Origin of the sequence: Pedobacter soli (assembly GCF_900101435.1) — a bacterium.
Lineage (GTDB): Bacteria > Bacteroidota > Bacteroidia > Sphingobacteriales > Sphingobacteriaceae > Pedobacter > Pedobacter soli.
The window spans coordinates 303,689-327,280 of sequence record NZ_FMZH01000006.1; the positions used below are offsets into that span (position 1 = coordinate 303,689).

25 protein-coding genes and 1 tRNA gene are annotated in these 23,592 nt (G+C 38.3%); all 26 read right to left on the minus strand.

The features are described from left to right. Positions 1-297 precede the first annotated feature (297 nt). The 26 genes from BLR37_RS15175 to BLR37_RS15300 all read right to left on the minus strand — a co-directional run bounded on the left by BLR37_RS15175 (position 298) and on the right by BLR37_RS15300 (position 23,323). Positions 298-377 (minus strand) — tRNA-Leu (locus BLR37_RS15175). A 79-nt stretch (positions 378-456) separates the two neighbouring features. Beyond that, on the minus strand, positions 457-768 hold the full coding sequence (locus tag BLR37_RS15180) for a DUF3817 domain-containing protein (protein ID WP_090769947.1): 312 nt from the start codon (positions 766-768) through the stop codon (positions 457-459). Positions 769-903: 135 nt separating this feature from the next. After that, entirely contained in the window at positions 904-1,437 is a 534-nt protein-coding gene (gene hscB, locus BLR37_RS15185; protein ID WP_090769948.1) for a Fe-S protein assembly co-chaperone HscB, read from the minus strand. A gap of 78 nt (positions 1,438-1,515) precedes the next feature. Next, positions 1,516-2,904 (minus strand): RIP metalloprotease RseP, encoded by a 1,389-nt coding sequence (rseP, locus tag BLR37_RS15190; RefSeq protein WP_090769949.1) that lies wholly within the window; start codon positions 2,902-2,904, stop codon positions 1,516-1,518. A 29-nt stretch (positions 2,905-2,933) separates the two neighbouring features. Beyond that, on the minus strand, positions 2,934-4,094 hold the full coding sequence (locus BLR37_RS15195; RefSeq protein ID WP_090769951.1) for a 1-deoxy-D-xylulose-5-phosphate reductoisomerase: 1,161 nt from the start codon (positions 4,092-4,094) through the stop codon (positions 2,934-2,936). Between the two features lie 153 nt (positions 4,095-4,247). Next, positions 4,248-5,747 carry a GH3 auxin-responsive promoter family protein gene (locus BLR37_RS15200; protein ID WP_090769953.1) on the minus strand — a complete coding sequence of 500 codons (1,500 nt, stop codon included), beginning with the start codon at positions 5,745-5,747 and terminating at the stop codon, positions 4,248-4,250. Positions 5,748-5,791: 44 nt separating this feature from the next. Beyond that, positions 5,792-6,580 (minus strand): hypothetical protein, encoded by a 789-nt coding sequence (locus BLR37_RS15205; protein WP_090769955.1) that lies wholly within the window; start codon positions 6,578-6,580, stop codon positions 5,792-5,794. Beyond that, a complete protein-coding gene (locus BLR37_RS15210; protein WP_090769956.1) occupies positions 6,577-7,545 on the minus strand; it encodes a glycosyltransferase family 2 protein in 969 nt (322 codons plus the stop codon). The genes BLR37_RS15205 and BLR37_RS15210 overlap by 4 nt, the downstream gene beginning before the upstream one ends. 66 nt (positions 7,546-7,611) lie before the next feature. Further along, on the minus strand, positions 7,612-8,562 hold the full coding sequence (locus BLR37_RS15215; RefSeq protein ID WP_090769958.1) for a glycosyltransferase family 2 protein: 951 nt from the start codon (positions 8,560-8,562) through the stop codon (positions 7,612-7,614). Between the two features lie 117 nt (positions 8,563-8,679). Next, on the minus strand, positions 8,680-9,216 hold the full coding sequence (locus tag BLR37_RS15220; RefSeq protein ID WP_090769960.1) for a DUF4199 domain-containing protein: 537 nt from the start codon (positions 9,214-9,216) through the stop codon (positions 8,680-8,682). A gap of 6 nt (positions 9,217-9,222) precedes the next feature. Further along, positions 9,223-9,891: a hypothetical protein gene (locus BLR37_RS15225; RefSeq protein ID WP_090769961.1), complete on the minus strand. Its 669-nt coding sequence runs from the start codon at positions 9,889-9,891 to the stop codon at positions 9,223-9,225. 98 nt (positions 9,892-9,989) lie between these two features. Further along, positions 9,990-11,246, minus strand: a complete 1,257-nt coding sequence (locus BLR37_RS15230; RefSeq protein ID WP_090769963.1) for a dihydroorotase — start codon at positions 11,244-11,246, stop codon at positions 9,990-9,992. After that, positions 11,243-13,282 carry a BatA domain-containing protein gene (locus BLR37_RS15235; protein ID WP_090769965.1) on the minus strand — a complete coding sequence of 680 codons (2,040 nt, stop codon included), beginning with the start codon at positions 13,280-13,282 and terminating at the stop codon, positions 11,243-11,245. The genes BLR37_RS15230 and BLR37_RS15235 overlap by 4 nt, the downstream gene beginning before the upstream one ends. Positions 13,283-13,470: 188 nt before the next feature. Further along, entirely contained in the window at positions 13,471-13,677 is a 207-nt protein-coding gene (locus BLR37_RS15240; RefSeq protein WP_208599664.1) for a Txe/YoeB family addiction module toxin, read from the minus strand. Next, the gene (locus tag BLR37_RS15245) at positions 13,677-13,931 is read right to left on the minus strand and encodes a prevent-host-death protein (protein ID WP_039476785.1); all 255 of its coding nucleotides are present in this window, start codon (positions 13,929-13,931) and stop codon (positions 13,677-13,679) included. The genes BLR37_RS15240 and BLR37_RS15245 overlap by 1 nt, the downstream gene beginning before the upstream one ends. A gap of 170 nt (positions 13,932-14,101) precedes the next feature. Further along, positions 14,102-15,559: a nicotinate phosphoribosyltransferase gene (locus tag BLR37_RS15250; protein WP_090769966.1), complete on the minus strand. Its 1,458-nt coding sequence runs from the start codon at positions 15,557-15,559 to the stop codon at positions 14,102-14,104. A gap of 12 nt (positions 15,560-15,571) precedes the next feature. Beyond that, positions 15,572-16,042: a macro domain-containing protein gene (locus tag BLR37_RS15255; RefSeq protein ID WP_090769967.1), complete on the minus strand. Its 471-nt coding sequence runs from the start codon at positions 16,040-16,042 to the stop codon at positions 15,572-15,574. Beyond that, positions 16,039-16,770, minus strand: a complete 732-nt coding sequence (locus BLR37_RS15260) for a metallophosphoesterase family protein (protein ID WP_090769969.1) — start codon at positions 16,768-16,770, stop codon at positions 16,039-16,041. Before BLR37_RS15260 ends, BLR37_RS15255 begins: the two co-directional genes overlap by 4 nt. Before the next feature lie 2 nt (positions 16,771-16,772). Beyond that, the gene (locus BLR37_RS15265) at positions 16,773-17,315 is read right to left on the minus strand and encodes an RNA 2'-phosphotransferase (RefSeq protein WP_090769971.1); all 543 of its coding nucleotides are present in this window, start codon (positions 17,313-17,315) and stop codon (positions 16,773-16,775) included. 43 nt (positions 17,316-17,358) lie between these two features. Continuing rightward, positions 17,359-17,880, minus strand: coding sequence for an O-acetyl-ADP-ribose deacetylase (locus BLR37_RS15270; protein ID WP_090769973.1), 522 nt, complete (start codon positions 17,878-17,880; stop codon positions 17,359-17,361). Further along, positions 17,877-18,290, minus strand: coding sequence for an ADP-ribosylation/crystallin J1 (locus tag BLR37_RS15275; protein WP_090769975.1), 414 nt, complete (start codon positions 18,288-18,290; stop codon positions 17,877-17,879). The genes BLR37_RS15270 and BLR37_RS15275 overlap by 4 nt, the downstream gene beginning before the upstream one ends. Before the next feature lie 3 nt (positions 18,291-18,293). Then, the gene (locus tag BLR37_RS25590; protein ID WP_090769977.1) at positions 18,294-19,769 is read right to left on the minus strand and encodes an ADP-ribosylglycohydrolase family protein; all 1,476 of its coding nucleotides are present in this window, start codon (positions 19,767-19,769) and stop codon (positions 18,294-18,296) included. Between the two features lie 19 nt (positions 19,770-19,788). Next, entirely contained in the window at positions 19,789-20,625 is an 837-nt protein-coding gene (prs, locus tag BLR37_RS15285; protein WP_090769979.1) for a ribose-phosphate diphosphokinase, read from the minus strand. Between the two features lie 68 nt (positions 20,626-20,693). Further along, a complete protein-coding gene (locus tag BLR37_RS15290) occupies positions 20,694-21,386 on the minus strand; it encodes an NUDIX hydrolase (protein WP_090769981.1) in 693 nt (230 codons plus the stop codon). 64 nt (positions 21,387-21,450) lie between these two features. Further along, the gene (locus BLR37_RS15295; protein ID WP_090769983.1) at positions 21,451-21,855 is read right to left on the minus strand and encodes a hypothetical protein; all 405 of its coding nucleotides are present in this window, start codon (positions 21,853-21,855) and stop codon (positions 21,451-21,453) included. 19 nt (positions 21,856-21,874) lie between these two features. Then, positions 21,875-23,323, minus strand: a complete 1,449-nt coding sequence (locus tag BLR37_RS15300) for a L,D-transpeptidase family protein (RefSeq protein ID WP_244154673.1) — start codon at positions 23,321-23,323, stop codon at positions 21,875-21,877. Between the last annotated feature and the right edge of the window lie 269 nt (positions 23,324-23,592).

The window sequence follows — 23,592 nt, forward strand, 5'->3', positions numbered from 1 at the left end:
AACGGGTCAAAGCACATTTAAATTTCGAACGGATAAGCAAACCGGATTGAAGGTTAAACAGAACAGTAAATTTGTAAAACTACCTGAAATCTACCTGTTATTTCTGATTTTCAACCGAAGGCTTATTCCGATTTTAATGTGCAGCACAAACATAAGGTATTATATTTTGCTGCGAAACGATCTGGCCAAAACAGCATTGCAACTGGCTGTAAATTTTTAATTACATAAGTGGAACGCCATTCACATATGACATAAAAAAATAAAGCCTCAACAATCAGATTGTTAAGGCTTATTCAGTACCCAGCGCCGGAGTCGAACCGGCACGGTTTCCCACAGGTGTTTGAGACCAGCGCGTCTACCAATTCCGCCAGCTGGGCATTCTTATTGGACGGGGTTGCAAATGTAGATAATGTAACTTAAAATGCAAAAAATATTTTAAAATAACCTGCAACTGGCTTACAGTATGCGGCTTGCGTTTTCAGGCCTTTCGTCTTTCAGCTTCCGATCTACAATAAAAGGCGCAAAAGGCAGTAATGAGGCTACAAAAATAAGTACTGTTTTACCAAATTTCCACTTTTGCTCTTGCCAGACCATCACCAACGTAGCTGCATATAGCACAAACAGCAAACCATGTGCCCAGCCTGTATATTTTACATACAATGGCATATTTGCGAAATACTTTAAAGGCATGGCTACAAATAATAGAAGCAGGTAAGAAATACCTTCGGCAACGGCTACCTTACGAAAAATAGAAAGTGAACTGTTCATGTATCTGATTGTTTGTTCCGAAAGTAAAACAAAGTATTTAGCCTTCAAAAACAAAGAAATGATTTTACAATCGGGTGTTTTAAAGACCAAAGCTTAAAGCACAAAGACTAAAGCGTAAGCCCGCGTAAATATTTGTTACGCTAGCTTTTCCCTTATCCGGTCTATGTATTTCTGACGATAAAAATTATCCTTTATCGAAGCAAATAAAACTTCCGATGCAGCCGTTGGATTACTATCAAACTGATTCATCAGGCTTTGTAGCTCTTCTTTAAGTTCTTTTTCAACTGTACTGATGTTATTGCTTACTTCAGCTAGTTTTTCGGCATCGGGTTCAAACTGCAGGTCCATCAAAGCCTCGTTAATATCCATCATTTCCATTAAAAATGATTGTGGTAACTGATAGCTTTCGTCTGTTTCTACAATGCCTTTCAACTCCAAAACATATTTCAAACGCTTTTTTGCATTGCTTAAAGTTTGATAGGCTTTATTGTTAAGTGTAGATAGTGCTAAAACTTCTTCCTGCTTTTCTTCGCTCTCGTTGGCATAAAAATCGGGATGATATTGCTTGCTGAAAGCATAAAACTTAGCTTTCACTTCCTGCTGATTGGGATTAAACTGTATGGGAAGCCCGTAAAACTTAAAATAATCGGGTTGTTGTTGTGTACTCATGCCGGATATTTAATTAAAAAGCCACAGGTATGCTTTCTTAAAGAGTTGCATAGCTGTGGCTATATGATCAATGTGGTTTTACTTACCGAATGATTTTAAAATATCATTTCCAAAAGCAAATACCATTAAACAAATCAGAATTACGAAACCTACAATCTGGGCACGCTCAAGCACTTTTTCGCTCACCGGCTTACGTTGTACCATTTCGATCAATAAAAACACTACGTGGCCTCCGTCTAAGCCCGGGATAGGCAATAAATTCATAAATGCCAGCGCCATTGAAATTAATCCGGTTAATGTCCAGAATTTAACCCAATCAAATGTACTTCCATATACTTTGGCAATACCAATCGGGCTGCTGATGTTACGTGCACTTAATTTACCGGTAATCATTTTACCAATACCTTTTGCATTATCAACAAAAGTACTCCAGGCCATGCCGGCACCTACTGGTAATGACTCTATAAATCCAAAATCAACATGTGCAGTTTCGGGCATTTTAAAGTTAGGGCCAACACCAATGGTACCATCTTTGCCAACTTTTAAATTAAATTCAACTGCTTTTCCTTTACGTAGAGCCTGGATTGAAATCTGTTTGTTTTTATTGCCTGATACTTCTTCTTTAAACTGATCGAAGAAGGTAACAGGTTTACCATTAACCGATAAAATACTATCCCCAGGCTTTATCCCTGCTGCATAAGCCGGATAAACTGGTTTTTCGAATTTCCTTTTGAAAAGCTTATCAAAAAATGAAGGTTGATCTGCTTTTTCGTCAGGTGCCAAAACTGTGGCCACGCTGGCCATACGGTATCTTGGTGTGATAAAATTCTCTTTATCGTTTTTAGAAAGCTTGTTCAAAATGGTATCCGGAATAGATACATACAGGGTTTGATTCCCCCTTAAAACGGTTAACTGTGCGCCATCAAACAATACTTTACTCGAAATGGCATCTTCGAAACGGATTAATTTATTTCCATTGATGGCCAGAATACGGTCGCCGTTTTTAAGACCTATTTCCTTACCCAGGGTACCTACTGAAATACCATCAGTAAGTTTGCCGTTAACGGTATAACTTTGACCATATTTAAAAGTAAGCATCCAAAAAATAACAATACCTACAATTACATTGACGATAATACCACCCAGCATTACAATTAAACGTTGCCAGGCCGGTTTAGAACGAAACTCCCAGGGTTGTGCTGGTTGAGCCATTTGCTCGGTATCCATGCTTTCATCAATCATACCGGCAATTTTAACATAACCACCTAAGGGCAGCCATCCCACACCGTATTCAACATCTCCTTTTTTAAAGCTGAAAAGTTTAAAACCCCAGGCATCAAAGAACAAATAAAATTTTTCTACCTTAATACCAAATGCCCTGGCTGCCAGAAAATGTCCTAATTCGTGTAAAATAACCAATAAAGACAATCCGAGCAGCAACTGCCCCGCCATAATCAATCCATTCATATTTTCTTATAAAATTTTTAGGTTAGATGTTAAACTATACTTTTTGTTACTAATTCGCCGGCTAAGATACGGCTATGTTTATCAGTTTCTAAATAATCGCTCAATTGCGGTTTTTCAATAAAACCAATCTCCTCCATACATTGCTCAATCACATCGCTCATCTCCAGAAAGCCAATTTTATCTTCCAGAAATGCTGCAACCACAATTTCATTTGCTGCATTTAAAATACAAGGCATATTACCGCCTTTTCTTAGCGATTGATAAGCCAAGCCTAAATTCCTGAAGGTTTCCATATCGGCTTGCTGAAAGCTAAAGTTTGGATAATCCAGAAAATTAAAACGTTTAAAATTGTTTTTTAGCCTGTCGGGATAATTGATGGCGTACTGAATGGGCAATTTCATATCGGGCACGCCCATTTGCGCCTTCATCGATCCATCGGTAAACTGCACCAGCGAATGGATGATAGACTGTGGATGCACAATTACATCAACCTGATCGGCCTCGAGGTTAAACAACCATTTGGCTTCGATCACTTCAAGGCCTTTATTCATTAGCGAAGCCGAATCGATGGTGATTTTAGCACCCATAACCCAGTTGGGGTGTTTTAAAGCCTGCTCTTTTTTTACGGTCGACAAGAAATCTTTTGTTTTGCCTAAAAATGGCCCGCCTGATGCAGTGAGGTAAATTTTCTCAATTGGGTTATGTTCCTCCCCTACCAGACATTGAAATATAGCTGAATGTTCAGAATCTACCGGTAAAATTTTAACCTGATACTCGGCAGCCAGTTGAGTAATCAATTCGCCGGCTACCACCAAAGTTTCTTTATTGGCCAAAGCAATGTTTTTACCTGCTTTTATAGCCGCAATGGTAGGTTTTAACCCTACCGATCCCATTAAGGCGGTGAGCACAATATCGCTATCATCGTAAGCCGCAACTTCGGATAAAGCTGCTTCGCCGGCTAAAACTTTAATGTTAGCGGCAGACAAGGCATTTTTAACTTCGTTGTATTTACTTTCATCGCAAATGACCACTTTCTCTGGCCTAAACTCCAATGCCTGTTGGATCAATAGCTCCGAATTTTTAAGTGCAGATAATACCGCCACCTTAAAAACTGTAGGATGATCACGAACTACTTCAAGAGCCTGTGTACCGATACTTCCCGTAGAACCTAATATGGTTATTCTTTTCAAATCTTTTTAATATCGTAACGCTTAAATTAATTAAGCTTTATTATTCACTTCTGGTATAGCTCCGTAATTGCGAAGCAGGGCCTGAGCGAGCTAAAGCAATCTGATTTGTCTAATGAGATTGCTTCGTCGTTCCTCCTCGCAATGACGAATTGTTTAACCTATATATCGCTCCAACTCCTCTGCCAGTTTCCGGTCATTACTCAGGCGTGGTACTTTATTTTGTCCGCCCAGCTTTCCCTGGCTTTTCATGTAATTTACAAAAGCATCTTTTTGCAAAGGTCGGATAATTAAAGGTTGCAAAATATTACCTTCAATCAGGTCAAAGTAATAAATATTTTTCTTTTGCAAGGCCAAATCTACCTTTTTACTAAAAGCAGCCATATCTTTAGGTGGCGATGAAAACTCGATAAACCACTCGTGATAAGGCAGTTCTCCTGCTTTTGGATTAACCTGAGGTGCAACTGTAAATTCTGTAATTTCTACCTTCTCTTCGTTGGCCACACTTAACAGGGCGTGTTCTACTTCTTCGCCAATTACATGCTCGCCAAATGCCGAAATAAAATGTTTAATACGCCCGGTAACTATAATTTTATATGGGTCTTTAGATACAAACTTAATGGTATCGCCAATGCTATAGCCCCATAAACCGGCATTGGTATTTAAAACCAAGGCATAGTTGGTATCCAGTTTAACTTCTCCTAACGATAAACGTGTAGGCTGCTGTTTATGATACTCGTCTACCGGGATAAACTCATAAAAAATACCTGCATCGGCCAATAACAATAAGCCTTTATCTTTTTGAGAATCCTGATAGGCAATAAATCCTTCCGAAGCCGGATAAGTTTCAATAGCATCTATCTTTTTGCCTATGCTTTGCTCAATTTTAGCCCGGTAAGGTTCAAAATTTACCCCTCCATAAATAAACAGGCTAAAATTTTTAAAAATCTCCGCAATTTTTTTGCCTCCTGTTTTCTCTGAAAGTTTATCGAAATACATTTGTACCCATGGCGGAATACCCGAAATCAGGGTCATGTCTTCGTTAATGGTTTCCTCAACAATGGCATCAACTTTTTGCTCCCAATCTTCAATAATATTGGTCTGGTAAGATGGTAAACGGTTCTTCTGCAGATAAGCAGGCACATGATGCGCTACAATACCCGATAAACGTCCTACATTTATACCATGCTTTACACTCAGCACCGGACTTCCCTGTAAAAAGATCATTTTACCATTTACAAAGCCAGCCTTTCCGGTTTCGTTAATATAGGTTAGAATGGCATTACGGGCAGCTTTAATGTGCTCGGGCATCGATTCTTTAGAAAGTGGGATGTATTTTACGCCAGATGTAGTACCCGAAGTTTTAGCGAAATAAAGGGGTTTACCCTTCCAAAGCACATCAAATTCACCGGCAACAACACGATCAACATAAGGCTTTAACCCTTCATAATCCTGAACAGGAACATACTTTTTAAAATCGTCGTAACTTTTGATTTGAGCAAAATGATGGTCTTTACCAAATGCGGTATGTTTAGCCTCCTCAATTAGTCTTCTAAAGATTTTATTTTGGGCATTTACGGCATTATACTTCCACTTGTTAATTTGCCAGACTGCAAATGCTGCAAAGGGTTTACTTAATGCTGCTTTTAATCCCATTTTTTAATAATTGAATTCGAAATGATTGATGGTGAATACCTTTTCTAAACGATATTATGCAAAATATCAGGGTGTTCATCGCCTTTATACTCGCCCGAAATTTTGCGGTAAGCAACCGTCAAGGCTACACTTGATAGCGGAACAATGATAAAAGAGCTCAATATATTTACAATAAATGCCACTAAAGGCCATTGCAAGTAGTTCAACAACAAATAAATTAAATAACCACCACCTAAAACCACCAATAACAATAAAATTTTAGTGAAATTACCTTTGGTAGTAGCCAGGCTTAATTTAATAGAATCGAAAGGAGTTGCATTTTTATCGATGATAAAAAACGGAAAGAAAGAAATTCTTAGCCAGGTGATAAAAATGGCAATAATACCTACCGAAACGGCCACATTTTTAACTATTGCTACATTAATACCGGTGTAAATAAAGGGAAAAGCCACGAGGATTACCACCAGATATACACCAAAAATACAAGCCACAAAGTAAAGAGTAGCCACCAGAAAACGAATAATCTGCTGACGGGTTGGCAGGGTATCTACAATTTTAACATCGCCTTCTTCATCATCCATCAAATGGAAAATATACTTAAACAGCGAAAGGTTAATGGTAAAGTACAGCAATACAAAAATGATAACCATAATGATGCTCAAAGCTTTACTTACATCTTTGATAAAAAAGGCCATCAAACTTGATGCACTTGCTGTAATAAACATCAAAAAGCACAGCGTTGCAATAGAGAAATAATGCTTCCTGGTAATGCTCCAGGCTTTCTGGATCACATCATTAACGGCGAATGTACTTTCTTTTAAATAGTTTATCATTGTTGTTTTAATAGCACACGTTTAAATAAATCCTGTATAAATCCTAAACCATAAGCAGTTAATTGGATAAAGGACGATATAATGCTCAAAAATGCAACTTTTAACGATTTATTTACTGACCATGAATGAAAAAATATCAACATAAAGTAAATCAATAACAAGAAGTTACAAACATATGCCAATGGAGGATATATAAAGTTACACAAAATAGTGAAACCAAAACCCAGTGTAAATATGGCCGGGAAAAAGTGTACCGGTTTTAATTCTTTAGGGAAATGTTTATAAATATTGATCCGCGCCCTGCCAAAAAAGTGCAGCTGTTTGTAAAACTGACTAAAGCTGGTGCGGCGTTTATGGTAAACTTTGGCATCGGGAATCAATCCTATCTTAAAGCCATTTTCGTGAATACGGATACTGTATTCAATATCTTCGCCTAAACGGGTTAGAATAAACCCGCCAACCTTTTCCCAGGCCTGGCGCGAAACCCCCATGTTAAAACTGCGTGGGTGAAACTGCCCTACGTGTTTTTTATTGCCCCGAATGCCCCCTGTGGTAAAAGGAGAGGTCATGGCATAGCTAATGGCTTTCTGCACGGGTGTAAAGCTATCATGAGCAGCATCCGGACCACCGTAAGCATCTAAATGATGTTCGTAGAGGCAATTTTTAACAATTTCGAGGTAATTGGCCGGAACCAGGATATCTGAATCAAAAATAACAAAGTAATCGCCTTTAGCCCTTTCGAAACCAAAATTACGTGCAAAACCCTGTCCGGCGTTTTCTTTGAAATAATACTTGATATCGAGCTTATCTGCATAAGTATCGACAATAGCCTTGGCATCGTTTTTAGAACCATCTTCAATTACCAAAACCTCAAACTGTAAATAAGTTTGTTTAGTCAGGGTATTCAACAGTTCGTCTATCTCTTGCGGACGATTGTAAAGCGGAATTATGATGGAGAAAAACATGTCTTGAAGCTGAAAGCAGAAAGACTAAAGACCAAAGCTTTGTGCTTTAAGCTTTAGTCTTTTAGCTTATTTAAGTTCTTTTTCGATTAAATATTGATTTCTTTCAGGCGCATTGCGCGATAAAAGTTCGGCGATGAAGCCTGCGAGGAACATTTGTGAACCAACAACAATGGCTACCAGCGATAAATAAAATAATGGCTGGTCGGTTACATCGCGGTAGGCTAATCCCTGCCAGATTAAATATTTCTTTTCGAACAGAATATACAAGGCCATGATGATCCCGATAAAAAAGCTTAGCACACCCAATGAACCAAAAAAGTGCATGGGGCGTTTGCCAAATTTGCCAACAAAAAATATGGATAGTAAATCTAAAAAGCCATTTATAAACCTGCTGAAACCGAATTTGGTAGTACCATATTTACGGGCGCGGTGCTCTACCACCTGCTCCGAAATTTTATTAAAACCAGCCCATTTGGCAATAACCGGGATATAACGGTGCATCTCGCCATACACTTCGATGGTTTTAATGACATCGTTGCGGTAAGCTTTTAAACCACAGTTAAAATCATTGAGCTCAATACCGCTCATTTTACGGGTAGCGGCATTGAATAACTTGGTTGGGATGGTTTTTGTAATTGGATCGTAACGTTTCTTCTTCCAGCCCGAAATCAGATCGAGTTTTTCTTCTTTAATGCGGCGGTACAACTCCGGAATTTCATCCGGGCTATCCTGCAAGTCGGCATCCATGGTAATGACCACATCGCCTTGCGTAGCTTCGAAACCCACATTTAAGGCTGCAGACTTGCCATAGTTACGTCTGAATTTGATTCCTTTAATAGCCGGATTCTGAAGTCTTAAATCCTCAATTACCGACCAGGATTTATCTGTACTACCATCATCAACGAGTATAATTTCATAGCTGAAATTATTTTCGATCATCACTTTATCAATCCATGCCGTTAATTCAGGCAACGATTCGTCTTCATTAAATAAGGGTACTACAACTGATATATCCATTTTTTAAGCATAAACCTCGTAGGCTTTTAAAACCTGCGAGGTTTGTTTAAATTAAAACGTGCAAATTTCATCAAATTAAATGATAAAACCTGCACGTTCAAAATTTTTGTAATAAGTTTAGAATTTACGCTCTTTTTTTAAGACCAATGAAGTAATTAAACTCACGATTAAACCAAATACGGTATAGCTTATAGCCGCTGTAAAGGTTGCAAAAATCCACATGTAAGGTTTCATGGTTTCAATTCCTTTAATCTGCTGCTCGTTATCTCCTGCCTTTTCTATTGCGGCATCGGCAATTTTATCAATAGCTGATGCATCTAATACCTTAAAATATATCGCATATAAAATGCCAATAAACAGGCCGGCGTACGCAGCGACCTTAAAGCCAGTTGAAAACGCCCTTCCGTAAGTAATATAATCGCCAAGTTCCTTTTTGTGTGTAGCCTGGGTAAAATATATAGCCAATATGAAAATCCCATACGACAAGACAAAAACTATAATTTTATTAAATACGGGAATATCGGCACTGGTAGTATCAATTCCAATAAGTTTAAAAATATAGATCATTGCCAAAGTATATAAGGCAAAACCCAAAGCTACTTTAAACGCCAGGGCGTTAGGCTTCTTTTCTTCCTGAAGTATCTGCTGTTCCATTATAATTTAGTTATTGATTGTTGTGATCAATGTATAAGATGCAGCATCGAAAGCTTTGTTACTGCTAAACTGAATTAATTCTTTTTCAGTTTCCCTACTGCCTTCAACATCCAGGAAGAAAACCATAAACGGCACAAACAGCTCCTGCATCTCTTCACTGATGTTTAATTTAGCTGCTGTTTTGCAAATTTCCTCTACGCTGCTTTCGGCTAGTTGCTGGTTGCTGATCAACTCTTCGTAAATCTCAAACTCGTCCTGAAACTCATCATCTTCTACCAATAAGAATTCTTTTAAGAAATCGCCCAGTTCAGGGTCCAGATCTTCATCTTTACACTCTTTGATATAAAGCAATAAGTTTAATAACTCAGTTCCGCGCTCAATGGTCTCTTCTTCAATGTTAGCCCATTCATCGCTCTCTAAATAATCGTCTTCAAGCTTCTGCACATCGTTGCTGAAGAAATTCACCATCAGCAAATCGAAAAATACTTCGCGCAGTTCTTCGAATTTTGGATGCGAATCAAAAACAGCATCGAAAGCGGTTACTTTGTCCAGAAAATTTACGTCTAGCTCAAAAGCAGCCAATAATTCTGTTTCAAAACCTGCTACATTGGTTGCCGAAACCTCAGCATATTTATTGATTGAAGCGCTTAACGCCTGTTTTACTCTATTATCCATAGTTAGTTTTCTTATGTTTTTAAAAGGATTATTGGGTTACAAGAACTTTTCCATCATCCATATTACATTTTACGCTTTTAACTTTCGGCTTTGGTCTTTTAGCTTCCCCAGTATTGATTATTGTTATAAACCAGTTTTACTTTACCAGTAAGCTCCGTACCCATTAAAGGATTATTGGCTGATTTTGAATAGTTACTTGCTGCATTGTACAACCATTTTTCGCCTGTATTAACAACTGTAAAGTTAGCCTCTGCCCCTTCTTCGATTACCGAAACAGCTAAATTTAATAATTTACGTGGATTAATCGCCAACTTCTCTGCAATAAGGCCGATATCCAGACCAGCTTTTAACAATAGAGGCACTACAGTTTGTAAAGCAATGATACCGTAATGCGCGATTTCAAATTCTACATTTTTGAATTCGATTTCTTCAGGACGATGTTGTGAAGTAATGGCATCAATTGTTCCGTCTTTTAAGCCCGCAATTAAAGCTTTAACATCAGCCTTGCCACGCAATGGTGGTTTAACTTTATAATTACTGTCAAAATCGCCCAGCAATTCTTCAGTAAAAACAAGGTGGTGTGCAGTTACATCGCAAGAAACACGAATGCCATCTTTTTTAGCCTTGCGGATAAGTGCAACCGAACCAGCGGTAGAAATATTACTGATGTGAATTTTGGTTTCATTATAACCTGCTAAAAAAAGATCGCGGGCAATGTGCATTTCTTCGGCCAAAGCAGGAAGGCCTTTCATACCTAAAAGAACCGAGTTTTTACTCTCATTAATCTGCGATTTGCCGGCGATAGATTTATTTTCGGGATACACCATCAACAAAGCATCAAAACCTTTGGCATATTGCAGGGCACGGCTCATGAAACCATCATCCTGTAAAGCTTTATCACCATCAGAAAAAGCCACAGCTCCTGCCTGTTGCATATCAAACAGCTCAGCAAGTTCTTTCGTCTCGCGGTTCTGGCTAATGGCACCTACAGGCAATACATCAACCAGATTATTTTTGGCTTTATTTACAATGTACTCTACCTGCGATTTTGACTGCACTACCGGGCTGGTTTGTGGCAAAAGTGCCAGGCCTGTAAAACCACCCGCTTGTGCAGCGGCCGTGAGGGTTTGTATATCTTCTTTGGTTTCAAAACCCGGATCGCCTGCAGCACAGTTTAAATCAAAAAATCCCGGACTTAAAAAAGCGCCCTGCCCTTCGAAAATCGTTTCATTTTTATCGGCAGTTAATTTACCTATGTTCTTAATTTTACCATTTTCTACCCGAATATCGCATTGTTGATTATTGAATTTACTTTGCGGATCGGCAATGGTTACATTTTTAACCAGGATATTCATATTGTTTTTTTTGTGTTATTAAAAAATCGGATGAGCAGGATTTCGGCTGCAATAAAAACCAGCGACAAAATTAGACAAAGTTTCCATAAAGTCTGTCCGATTTTATTGGCGCCGGCAATTAATTTAACGGCATCTTTATCGGTATCGAATACTTTTACATTGCTTTTTCCAGCCAGCTGATCTAACTCAGTTTTATTCAGATAATGCATATCAGACTCTGACCGGCCGTTGTTAAAAGCATAAACAGCCAGAACAGAATCGGCCAGTTTCAGGTTGTAGAAACCTGCCCGTTTAATCTGGTCGGCTACATAAATCCATGTCTTGCCATCGGCCTGTCTAACTTCTGGTGTAGCTTCGAAATTATTGGCAGTAATGCTCAGGCTTTGGTTTTTGCCCAAAGTTATTTTTTTGCTGGCCAGCGCATTATCATTGCCAAGGTTATAATACAAAGGCACTTCAGTACCTCCGCTTAAGGCCAGGCGGTACATTAAAGGTACAAAAACCGGGTGGCGCGCCAGGTTTCCATCAGCTTCATTTAAGCCACTGGCCGACAGATAAGCTGATCCGTTACCAATACCGTATTTGGCAAAAAACATTTTGCCACCCGGCAGAGATAAAATATTTTCTCTATTGGCCAAAGCCGTTTCGGCAAAAGTAAAATAGCGGTTCACTGCAGGCAGATCAAGATTCTTTGGAATTTCTTCGAAAACAGTTTTGAAAACAGGATGCTGCAATTCGATTTTATCGATTTTGGTTTCGCCGGTATTTAAAGTCAGAATGGATGGCAGCGATAACGTATTTAGAAAAGTATTGTAGGCTTTAATATCAACATCCAGATCGGGAAACAACACAATCGTTCCGCCCGCATTGATATAAGTTTTAAGCTGTTGTGCCAAACCGCTCGACGGATTTTTTAATCCGTTTAGCACAATAAGCCCATAATTGGCAAAACCGCTGTAATTCACATTATTTTCTGAATTTTCGGTAAGTTTATAATAGCTATCGGCTGCAAAGAGGGCTTTGATGTAATTACCGGCAGTAGGTCCGTTAATGCTCAAAACCGGAAAACTTTCTTCTACTTTAAAACTGAACGAAAGGGTGTCATCAAACGTAACCGGAAAATCTTTAATGCTGATTACTCCTTTCTGCCAGCCTGCTTTTAATCCCGAAAAATTTAAAGTATCGCGGATAACCTTTTCGGCAGGAATAGTTACGGAGCCAAGGCCTTTTTGCTGATTGTTGATACTTAGCTTTAAAGGAATATTTTTGGCTTCTTCTGCCGAATAATTTTTCAGCTGAACCACCAGACGTTCGTTAGCACCAGGTTGGTGATTGGGCGAGAGTACCCAAACGCTATCCACAGCCACATTAGGGAGCGCTGTAGCATTTAATTTTAAAAACGAATATTGGATATCAGCTTTGGTTTCAGGCTTTTTGCCAACAGAAATGTTTTGCTGGAAATCGGAAATTACAAAGCTATACTTATTTTCAGAACCGGTTAACATATTGCCCTGCCGGTTTAAAATCTGCTGGAGGTTACGGTTAACTGGCGAAATTTTCACTTCATCCAGGGCTTTTAAAAATTCGTCGGCATTGAGCAAACGCTGGTGCTTACCCTCAAAATCGTTTGTTAATAACTGAAAGCGATCATTTATACCGAAACCTTTAACCAGTTCTTTCGCCCTGCGCTTGGCTTCATCCAACAGGTTACCATCTTTGTTAATGGCTTCCATACTGTACGAATTATCGATATAAATGCTGGCGATGTTGCCTACCGTATTGGTTTTAGCCTGATCTGCCGGAATATAGGGCTGTGCAAAGGCCAATACTAAAAAAATTAAAGCTAAAATCCGCGAGAAAAGGATTAACAGGTTTTTAAGTTTTTCTTTTGAAGAATTTTGCTGTTCTACCTCTTTTAAAAGCTGAACGTTAGAAAAATAAATCTTTTTAAACTTACGGAAATTGAATAAATGAATGATAACCGGAATAGCAACCGATATTAGTGCGAAAAGAAAGCCCGGATACAGGAAATTCATTAAAAACCAAAGATAGAAAAAATATGGATGAGGATATAAGTTTCCTCATTTATTATTAACAATATTAATTAGCTACGGATACATCATATAAAAAAACGCCAAAACAAAATTTAAGTTTGGCATTATTTATCATCATAATGACCTGCAGCAGATAGCACCAATACACTAATAGTTTCACCATTTATCTGCTAAACCAGCCTATGCTTTTGTGTTATCCTTCTTGAATACAAACCAGCCAAATTATATTTTTTCAATTCTGGCTTACCAGTTCCGGTAGCCGGATGATCAATAAGTTCTAACAATAGCTTCTGAACTTTACCGTAGGCTGCCTGATCAGTCTTTTTCAACCATTTCAGATCATCAATTGCCTGTTTGGTAAACTCCAGATGATACATTATAAATCTTTAAGAAATTCTACCAAAGCCTCTTTCCCTGTCACTTTAGTCACCTCACCATTTTTTGCCTGAGAAAGTGATTTTTCAAGTTTTTCAACCATTTCTTTCGAAAAATAAATATCATCGTTGGTTATTGGAGTAATTGAATAAGCTTTATTCTTTCCCCGCTGAACAATAATCTGCTCTCCATTATCAGCCATATCCATGTACTCGGCTTGTTTTTCCCTGAATTCTCTACTACTTACTACTAACATAACCTTAATTTAATGCGTACCAATATGGTACAAATATACAAGAATAATTTAATGAATATGTAATGGGTCTATAAATTTTAGCGCTTTAAAAACCTGATAATCTTATGTTTTGCATAGTGATTTATTAAATAAACCAGCCAGTATCAATACCAACTGGTTTAAAACAGCATTTAACTTTTCCTCAATCTTTCTCTAATTTCAGCCAACGTTTGATCGATCAACAATTCCCCATCCCTGAACACTTCTTTCAACTCGCCTCCCCGCTCTTCTTCCCAGGTGCACTGATCTTTTAACTGATATTCGCCATTGGCATCTTTAAAAATCTGCAACAAACCTTTCGCCGATTTTTTGGTTCCGTCATCAGTAATCGGGTCTTTAAAAATATCGCGACCCTGGCCGTTTACTTCGCCGTAAGTAGCTTTCATGGCAAAACCAAAAGTATCGCGGGTATTATACTGATAAGTGAAAGAACCAATACCCAATACCACATTGGTAGAAGCAAAACCTTTGGCTTTTAACCGTTCACAAATCTGAGTGGCCCTTTCTAAATTAATACTATCGCCGTAAATGGCGCCAATTTGTGGAACCAGTTCTTTAAAACCTTTATCATTTACTTTGCCACCAAAGACGTTCCAAAGCAATTCTATTACACCTTTTCGTTCTTTTTCATGCTTACCATTCGGATTACCACAAATGATATCGACCGGATCACCAGAATCGGGGCGGATAACCACTTTACCCTCGCGGTTAACAATTTCATTTTTGAGCTGAGGTAAATACTCAGTTAAAACCTTCCATAAATCCCAGGTATCAGATACAATGGAAACAATCCCTTTAGGGTAAACTTCCAAAATTAATCTTTTAAAGGTTTCGAGCTCACCGGTATTGGTGCCCATACACATTACAGAGTGCTCGGTTGCGGCAACTGAACCACCAATTAACTCCTGATCTGAATTGGCATTGTAATATTCTTCCAGAAAATCAATGGCTGGAATGGTATCTGTACCAGTGAAACTTAACAAATGGCCTGCTGCCGAAGTAACCGCAGCTTCAATGCCGCCCATACCACGCATGGAAAAATCGTGGCCCTGCCAGTCTACAAATTCGGGTACCGATGATGTTTCATTGGCTGCACGGTCTAAAATACCCCGATATTGCAAGGCCAGCGTTGCTGAATTACAAGGCAGCCAAACCACCGCCGAAAGCAAAGTTTCGAAATAATTGGTCAGCCAAAAAAATTCAGGCAGCGTGTTATACATAGTAAACATCGGAATGCGCAAGGGCACTTTAGCACCTTCGGGCAAAGATTTAAATACCATTGGAATATACCCCAGATCGTGCAAGGCGCCAATATGCGCTGTACCTACAAGGTTTTCGCCCAGGTAATTGTTAATGCGACGGGCATATTTTCTTAAAACCTCTTCTTTAGGCTGACTGAAAAAGTTTTTATCAAACTCTTCGATGATGTATTTTTTGATGAAATACTGCAAACCAAATAGCACAACATGATCAATTTCATCGTAGCGGCTTTTTCTTGGCGTCCAGTTAGAGTATACTAATGTGGTATGTTCAGGATATTGTCTTCTGTGGTCAACTTTGTAACCATCTGTTAATAATAATGGGTTCATAGGTTCTGGCTTTTAAAAATCGTAAACTGTTGTATTAATATCTTTTTTTGAAATTGTTTCTTTAATAATTGGCTCAATCATTCCCCATTCTCCTCCTGCTAAACCACACCCTATTCTTGGCATGTGGACTGAGGCATTAATATCACGTGCAAAATCTGCAACTTTCTTTAAGCCTTTTTCAACGGCAGCATATCTAATTGGAACAGTACCATTTTGAGCCTTATTAATTTTATGCTGACCAATTAAATTAGCTATCCATAAATCTTGTTCCACCTGTACAAACTGAACTTCACCCAGATGGAAATTATCTTTGGATCGATACCATGTTCTGTAACTATTTTCCGGAGCTTTCCATCTTTTTGAAATCGCTAATACAAAGCCCTTTCCCCAGCCTCCGATATCGTTACATATATGAACGATAATCTTATTTCCGTTACCTGAAGGATTTGTTGCGTCGCCTTTCTTATATTCAATATCTTTCATTTATTTCTTCCTTTTTCGTTTGGATACAAGCTTTGTAAAGTATCACTCTGCCAAAATTGTTTAGTTTCAATATCAAAACAGGTTAATTTGCCTGTAAATGCAGCTCCTGTATCGATGTTCCAAACGTTACAACCATTCATGGGCACATCGACATTGTAATAAAGTGTTGGTGTGTGGCCAATGTAAATCTCGTTAAAGAGTAAAAGCCGCTTAGGGTATAGTGCCGAATCCTTCTTGATACGCCTATCCATGGTAAGCGCCACTTCCCATAAGGTGCGATCCCAGGAATAGTTAGAGGCGTAACGTTCTTTGACTGGCCCGTGCATAGACGAAAACCCGGCATGGATAAACAGCTTGTTCTGCTCATCTACATGATAATCTTCCATCTGTTTAAAAAAAGCCAGATGCTTCTTTTGCTCATCAGCGCTGGTATGAGCATAGCTATCAATAGTTTCTTTACCGCCATGCTGATACCAAACATCATCTACGGTACCGCGCCTTAACCAATCTTCGCACCAGACATCATGATTTCCCCTGATAAAAATACTTTGATGTGTTTCTTTCAGTTTTAAAAGATAGCTAATTACCTGAGCCGATTCACTCCAGCCATCCACATAATCACCCAAAAATATAAGCCGATCCTGTTCAGTTGCCGAAGCGCGTTCCAACACCTGGATTAATGCCTTTAAACCGCCGTGTATATCGCCTATAACCAATACTCTGCTCATAATTAAAATGCAATATAATTTTCCGGAACCGAATCTGTAAGCCAAACGCCGTTATCCGATAAGAAAAACTGAAAACCGTCCCGATGCATTTCTCCAGCATTAACGGTAAGTATTTGTGCAAGCCCTCTTCTGCTTCCTACCTTTACAGCGGTTTCTTTATCCTTACTTAAATGAACATGCTGCCTGCTCATTTTCAATAAGCCTTCTTTTTTAATCCCCTCAAGATATTTGGCTACCGTGCCGTGGTATAACTGTTCAGGAGGGGTTACTGCCATGAGGTTAAGTTCAATTTCAATAGAATGCCCCTGGCTGGCCCTTATTTTGGTTTTATCGTTATTAAAAGCAAATCTTTTTTTATCGTTACTTTCAACCACATGGGTTAACATTTCGATGGTGAGTATTTTTCCGTCACGACTACTTTTTTGCAGCAGTTCATCCACATTGGCCCAACCGTTCTCATCTAAGCTGAGTCCGATGGTTTCGGGCGAATGCCTGAGTACAAAGCTCAAAAACTTGCTTATTCCTTTTGTTATTTTCTCATCCATGATTTTAATTTTATGAGATTTTCATTTCTATGATCTACTGTGTTTAACTGTTAGGGGTGATCAGTCTTTCACTATACAGTTGATAATTCTCATCGTCGAAACAAACAAAAATTACCTTTTCTATTTTTCCCTTTTCAGCGAAATTATTTACTGTGGCAATGGCAATTTCAGCAGCTTTATCTTTCGGAAAATGATAAATACCGGTACTGATATTTGGAAAAGCCAGGGTTTTAAGGTTATTTTCAACCGCAAGTTTTAAGCTATTACGGTAACAACTGGCAAGTAGCGCTTCCTTTTCGGCACTTTCACCATTCCAAACTGGTCCAACGGTATGAATTACATATTTCGCTGGTAAGTTACCTGCAGTTGTAATCACTGCTTCTCCCGTTTTACAACCTCCCTGTTTACTTCTGATAGTCATACAAGCTTCTAAAATTGCTTTACCACCTTTTCTATGGATTGCGCCATCTACCCCGCCTCCGCCCAGCAACGAACTGTTTGCAGCGTTAACAATTGCATCAGCTTCAATTGTGGTGATGTCTGCTTTAATTACCGCTAAAATCATTTTCTAAATTTTTCCAGTTTGCTCATTAAACTTTTATTTTGTGTGCTTACTGATTTTCTTGTGAAATAAACATTTACAATTTCAATTTCTCCGAAAATCTGATCATTGAACTCCTGCATTGCCGATGAAGGAATCCACAATTCGTTATGAATTTTACCTCCAACATTCTGAATTTCATATTTCTGCAGATAATTTTCATTCACTTCAAATGCTGTAACTATGCCAATGAAGCCGGAAAACTCATCTGCTGTATTCCAATCTAATGCGATTTGCTCAGCATACTGCTGGTTCATTACCGGATAGAAAATGGGCTGCCAGGTTAATCTTGGAGGGAATAGCTTATAAGCACTTTCAGCTATTAACTCCATTTCTTTCATGCCAACAGGTCGATATAAAGTTGTAGTTTTCAAAATTTATCTTTTTAATTCATCCCTCACTTGCATCAAAGCAAAGCCTAACAAATTAAGCCCTTTCCATTTTTCGGGGTAAGCGGCATCTGGATGATCGTGAGCTAAACCTATGCCCCAAATTGAATCAACAGGACTCGCCTCAACTAAAATCCGTTTCTCAGTGGCGAGTAAATAATCCTTAAGCGCTTCGTTTTGGCTAAATTTTAAATAATTGCCTTGCCTTACGATTTCAAACCTGTTTTTAACCCAAATATCATCATGATAATGGCTTACCTCTCGCCCAAGCTTTTTAGCTTCGGCTGGTGTTTTGGCATCTAAAATCTTGGCTAAAATTGTTGTATCGCCAAATAATTCTGCTTTTTTGGCCATCATCCAATGCTCGGCGGTTTTATAATTAATACCCTCGTGTACGAAAGCTGAAAGCCACCACTGACTAAAACAGGTTTTAGTTATTTCACCATTTGGAGCAGGCTGATGTCCCCAGAACATCAGGAATTTATCACTGATTTTAATATCCTTAACAGTATATTTTTGTTGATTCATTAATGTCGCATTCATTTCTAAACAAAGTTTTTCAATTTCTTCTTTTTTAGTAATCACATTTAACCAGCTTTCAGGAATTGCATTAAAACCATATATTAAACCAGCCAAACCTCCTGTAATTGCAGCTGTTGTATCGGTATCATCGCCTAGATTAACAGCTTTTAAAACGGCATCCTTATAAGATTCCGTAGTATGGATACACCATAAACTAGCTTCGAGACTATGTAACACATAACCGGAAGAATAGATCTCATTTTCAGGAACTGCTGATATATCATCTACCAGCACCCTATTAAACAATTTAATTTCATTAACATCAAGATTATTTTCCTGTATGAAATGCTTAATTTTTAATTGCATTGTAAGGTATGCTTCTTTCTTATTTTGTCCTTTTAACAATGCTAAACCATATATAACATAAATAAAACAGGCAAAAACAGAACGGAAATGTGCATGGGTAATCGATGAAACTTCTTTTACACGTTGAAAAATAACTTTCAAATCGCTTTCATTCTGCAAATAAAACAGCAAAGGCAAAATCCGCATTAAAGATCCGTTCCCATTGTCCATCTCAGATGCCCCACCACATAAAACAGGATCAATTCCATGCTTTATCAGCTTAATGGCTGCAGTTGTTGCAATACCTATATCGAAAACTATTCCGTGGGGTGTCCAAATTTGAGCATTGAACCATTGAAGGAATTTCTGCGAAATATCATCTAAGTTGTAACCATTGCAAAGACTTTCAGCTAAACAAAATGTAAGCGAACTATCATCGCTCCAGGTCCCTTTAGGTTGCTCATGGGTTCCATATTCAAGCATTTCATTTACCGGAAATCTGTTTAAATAATCACGGCTTTTAAACTCTACAGGCACACCAAGGGCATCGCCTACCACGAATCCGAATATTCCATTATGAACAATTGTTGGTTTCATTTTTAGTTTTCTATACCTATTATCTTAAAATATCCTGCAATTTGATTTGCGTTACCCCCGCCTCTTCGATTTCTTTTATGCTATCTGTGGTAAAAATCTGATCGAAATATTTAGCCAGCTCATTAAAACCTTTGCTAAAAATCCCGTGACTAATGGCCAGATATAATTTACCGGCATTTTTATTTTTAAGCTCTTCAGCCAGACCGATAAAGGTTCCTCCACCGTCACATATATCATCAACAATTAAGCAATCTGTTCCTTTTAAATCGTCAGCGTAAACTTTAAAACCCGATAATTTGCCCGTTTTAACATCTCTGCTTTTCGAGCACTCTACCACCTCTGCACCACCCAAAAATTCAGAAACTTTATAAATTTTCTTCAGCGCACCGCCATCTGGCGAAATGAGCCTAACTCCTTCGCCAATTTGCGCGACAACTTCTTGAATAAAAACATGGTTCGTAATTACTGTGCAGTTATTTAACAAAGCAGGTGTAACTTCCGAATGCGGATCGAAAACAGTTACATTATCAAGACCAAGTGCATTAATGATATCAGCATAAACTTTAACGGTTAAAGGTTCGCCCGGTACCATTACCCGGTCTTGCCTTGCAGCGGGAAAGTAAGGGATAAACAATTTAATGGTCTTAACTCCCATACGCTTCAATGCATCGACCGTGGTACAAATTAAACCCAGATCATTAAATGAATTAATGCGATGTGTAAGCTGTACAACAGATGCAGGATCGAAATTGCTGCCAATTTTAATGTGCGGTTCGCCCCCGGCAAATACGAAAGACTGAAACTGAACAGCATTTTCTGTACCGAACGGACTGAAATTTTTATCTAAGTTGATCATATATTTGCGTATTAATTACACAAATATAAAAACACTTTTTAAAAGTCAAAGAATTATTTGCGTTATTTTTACGCAAACTTAATTTCAAATTGAAAGTCCTCTTGCAACAATTGGTCGTATTTGGCTTTATCGAACTTAAATAACTTACCTGGACGACCACTGGAGCTCGTTTTAACTAGTTTATCTGTTTCTTTGAGGATATGAAAACTTAAGATTTTTTTTCTGAAATTTCTCCTGTCAATATCGCGTTCGAGAATTGAACAATACAGATTTTCGAGATCAGAGAAAAGAAATTCATCATCCAACAGATCGAAACCGATGGGCTGATAAGTTAGCTTAGCTTTTAACCTGGCATGCGCCAATTTTACCATTTCATTATGGTCATAACCCAGCACGGGGAGCTCATTAACCGGAAACCACCGGGCATCTTTTGCATCGGTATCGGCATTAAGTATAAAATTTTGTGGATTAACCAGTGCAAAGTAAGCAACTGAAATTACCCTTCCTCTTGAATCACGGTTAACGTCATCGCCAAAAGTACTGAGTTGCTCTAAATAGTTTACACCAACGCCTGCCTCTTCCTGTAACTCCCGTTTAACGGCATCAATTAATGATTCATCATCTTTAATAAAACCGCCAGGCAAAACCCACCGATCTTTAAACACCCCATATTTTTGTTGCACGGCCAAAACGTAAAGCACATTTTTTTCGTAGCCAAAAACGATAGCATCTACAGCGATTTTAATATTCTGATTGATCATAAAGATTTGTGTAAAAGAAACACAAATCTAAAAAAGATATCTGTTAAGCAGAAATGAAGAATATTTAATAAGCAAAGCCCGGAAACTCGATATTTACAATTTTCCAGCTGCCATTTTGAAGGGCAAAATAAAGTTTGAACGGGCCACTGATAATTTTCGACTGATCTTTCAGCACCGCCCTGAAACCGGCAACCCCTTCTACAAAACCCATACCTTTTTCCTCACCCATCAGCTCGAAATTTACATCAATGATATCATAGCGCCCACCAACATATTCATCTGACTGGCCAAAAATCCCTTTTAACCGGGCAACAATCACCTCTGCGCCAATTACTTTATTTCCCGGAAGGATAAAGAAATTGCTCAGTTCTGCAGTGATGGTTTTAGATTGCCTGAACCACGAGTTGATAAAACGGATTGCGCTGTTTACCAAATCGGCCTGGTGGTTAAAGGTTGGATTCTCTTGCATGGTGCAAAATAAAGGTTTCTTATCGATACTTTTTCATCGCAGCCCAAAGTTTTTCATCCATTCCGTAAACATCCGGACGATATTCTATCCTGTCATTTTGAAACCAGGCGGTAATGTAGGTAATGATTAAAGGAACATTTTTCTTCGGTGCAAACCAGGCCGGTTTTAACTGGAAAGCTTTAAGCGTATCGGCTTTTTGCGCCATTCGTTTTTTATACCACTTCACATGGGTACTATCAATTGGAGGCAAATCTACTTCGGCCCTCAACTTATCGTAAGTATAAGTATCTTTTACCAGCTGCTCGGCAAACTCTAAAGGTTTTTCAATGCGCACACAACCGTGGCTAATGGCGCGATTGGTTAAATTGAAACCGTTTTTATTATTGGTATCGTGCAGGTAAATACTCGAGCTGTTATCGAAAATAAATTTGAATTTGCCCAAGGCATTCCCACCGCCAGATCCCTGCTTAAATTTAAAAGGTAATTTATCTCTCGAATAACGGTTCCAGTTAATGGTATCGGGCTCGCCAATCAGCTTATCTTTATAGTAAACTTTAATGTTACTGTTCGATAAATAAAAAGGATCTTTCCGAGCCATCCAGTAGATTTCACTTTGGGCAATACTTACCGGAATATTCCAGATTGGATTGGCCTGAATGGAGTTGATTTTACTAAACAATAACGGCGTTTCATGGTTCTTTGGTTTATCATCCAGATTGCCCGATTTTGCAAAAGCTTTTAGCTTCTCTTCGTACCCATTTTCGCGCTTCCCGCCAACACAAACTTTCATCGAAATTACGGTATCCAGATTATCCAGCCAAGTGAGTCTGAAGTCAGGAATATTTACCTGAACATAGTTATCTCCGGTAGCGGGCATCTGCCATCTGAAGCGTTCCATATTTAGCAATAAAATCCGTTTTTCACTCTCGGAATTTGCACTCAAATATGCCGACTGTAAAGCTTTATATTGTGCCGATTTTGGCTGAGCTGATTTGAGGTTTTCAACCAGGTTATTCCCATCCAAAAGTTTCAGCATACCAGCACTATCCGGACGACCAACTTTGATATAATAACGCGAGAAAATATTACGTGGATTTACCACACCATACTTTAAATAATTGGTGTAATTTAAGTAGGCATTAGCCGATAAAATTTCGAGCTTAGCAATAACTGGATAGCTCTCATCTACCTTTTTAAATTTATTAGCAGTTAATTCCGTTAATAAACCTTTTATCTCATCGCCTTTAAAAATCTTTGGATTGAAACCATGCACCTCACTTTCATTTAAATAAGCTACAAGCGAATCGAGCTCACCATTAATGTAAAAGTGCGTAATGAGTTTAGGTTGATTATAATTATTGCTATAAAATGCTTTAATTATTTTGGGATTGATGAATTTGCCCGAAAGACTATCCATTGTTTTAACAAAAATGCTGTCGTAAGCTACAGTATCAAAATCTTTGTACATTTTATTCTTAAAATGCTCAGACAGCACTTTCCCGATCTCGGGTGGGCTTTTAAACCATCCGCAGGCAGAAACGAACAAAATAAAGGGCAAAATTAGAAAGCGAAATTTTTTCAATTTGTTAAAAATTTAATACAAAATAACGGTTATTGGCAATAAAAACAGCATAATGGCAAATTAAGTGCCATTATTTTTTGTTTTACCATTTCAAACACTATATTTGCCAGCGCTAATCAGCTAAAGCATTGATATAGGCAGAAATAAATTTATGA

Coding starts and splice junctions, on each gene's coding strand:
- BLR37_RS15180 (WP_090769947.1), bottom strand. CDS start 768: ATGAACAGTTCACTTTCTATTTTTCGTAAGGTAGCCGTTGCCGAAGGT.
- hscB (WP_090769948.1), bottom strand. CDS start 1,437: ATGAGTACACAACAACAACCCGATTATTTTAAGTTTTACGGGCTTCCC.
- rseP (WP_090769949.1), bottom strand. CDS start 2,904: ATGAATGGATTGATTATGGCGGGGCAGTTGCTGCTCGGATTGTCTTTA.
- BLR37_RS15200 (WP_090769953.1), bottom strand. CDS start 5,747: ATGGGATTAAAAGCAGCATTAAGTAAACCCTTTGCAGCATTTGCAGTC.
- BLR37_RS15205 (WP_090769955.1), bottom strand. CDS start 6,580: ATGATAAACTATTTAAAAGAAAGTACATTCGCCGTTAATGATGTGATC.
- BLR37_RS15210 (WP_090769956.1), bottom strand. CDS start 7,545: ATGTTTTTCTCCATCATAATTCCGCTTTACAATCGTCCGCAAGAGATA.
- BLR37_RS15215 (WP_090769958.1), bottom strand. CDS start 8,562: ATGGATATATCAGTTGTAGTACCCTTATTTAATGAAGACGAATCGTTG.
- BLR37_RS15220 (WP_090769960.1), bottom strand. CDS start 9,216: ATGGAACAGCAGATACTTCAGGAAGAAAAGAAGCCTAACGCCCTGGCG.
- BLR37_RS15225 (WP_090769961.1), bottom strand. CDS start 9,891: ATGGATAATAGAGTAAAACAGGCGTTAAGCGCTTCAATCAATAAATAT.
- BLR37_RS15230 (WP_090769963.1), bottom strand. CDS start 11,246: ATGAATATCCTGGTTAAAAATGTAACCATTGCCGATCCGCAAAGTAAA.
- BLR37_RS15235 (WP_090769965.1), bottom strand. CDS start 13,282: ATGAATTTCCTGTATCCGGGCTTTCTTTTCGCACTAATATCGGTTGCT.
- BLR37_RS15240 (WP_208599664.1), bottom strand. CDS start 13,677: ATGTATCATCTGGAGTTTACCAAACAGGCAATTGATGATCTGAAATGG.
- BLR37_RS15245 (WP_039476785.1), bottom strand. CDS start 13,931: ATGTTAGTAGTAAGTAGTAGAGAATTCAGGGAAAAACAAGCCGAGTAC.
- BLR37_RS15250 (WP_090769966.1), bottom strand. CDS start 15,559: ATGAACCCATTATTATTAACAGATGGTTACAAAGTTGACCACAGAAGA.
- BLR37_RS15255 (WP_090769967.1), bottom strand. CDS start 16,042: ATGAAAGATATTGAATATAAGAAAGGCGACGCAACAAATCCTTCAGGT.
- BLR37_RS15260 (WP_090769969.1), bottom strand. CDS start 16,770: ATGAGCAGAGTATTGGTTATAGGCGATATACACGGCGGTTTAAAGGCA.
- BLR37_RS15265 (WP_090769971.1), bottom strand. CDS start 17,315: ATGGATGAGAAAATAACAAAAGGAATAAGCAAGTTTTTGAGCTTTGTA.
- BLR37_RS15270 (WP_090769973.1), bottom strand. CDS start 17,880: ATGATTTTAGCGGTAATTAAAGCAGACATCACCACAATTGAAGCTGAT.
- BLR37_RS25590 (WP_090769977.1), bottom strand. CDS start 19,769: ATGAAACCAACAATTGTTCATAATGGAATATTCGGATTCGTGGTAGGC.
- prs (WP_090769979.1), bottom strand. CDS start 20,625: ATGATCAACTTAGATAAAAATTTCAGTCCGTTCGGTACAGAAAATGCT.
- BLR37_RS15290 (WP_090769981.1), bottom strand. CDS start 21,386: ATGATCAATCAGAATATTAAAATCGCTGTAGATGCTATCGTTTTTGGC.
- BLR37_RS15295 (WP_090769983.1), bottom strand. CDS start 21,855: ATGCAAGAGAATCCAACCTTTAACCACCAGGCCGATTTGGTAAACAGC.
- BLR37_RS15300 (WP_244154673.1), bottom strand. CDS start 23,323: ATGTACAAAGATTTTGATACTGTAGCTTACGACAGCATTTTTGTTAAA.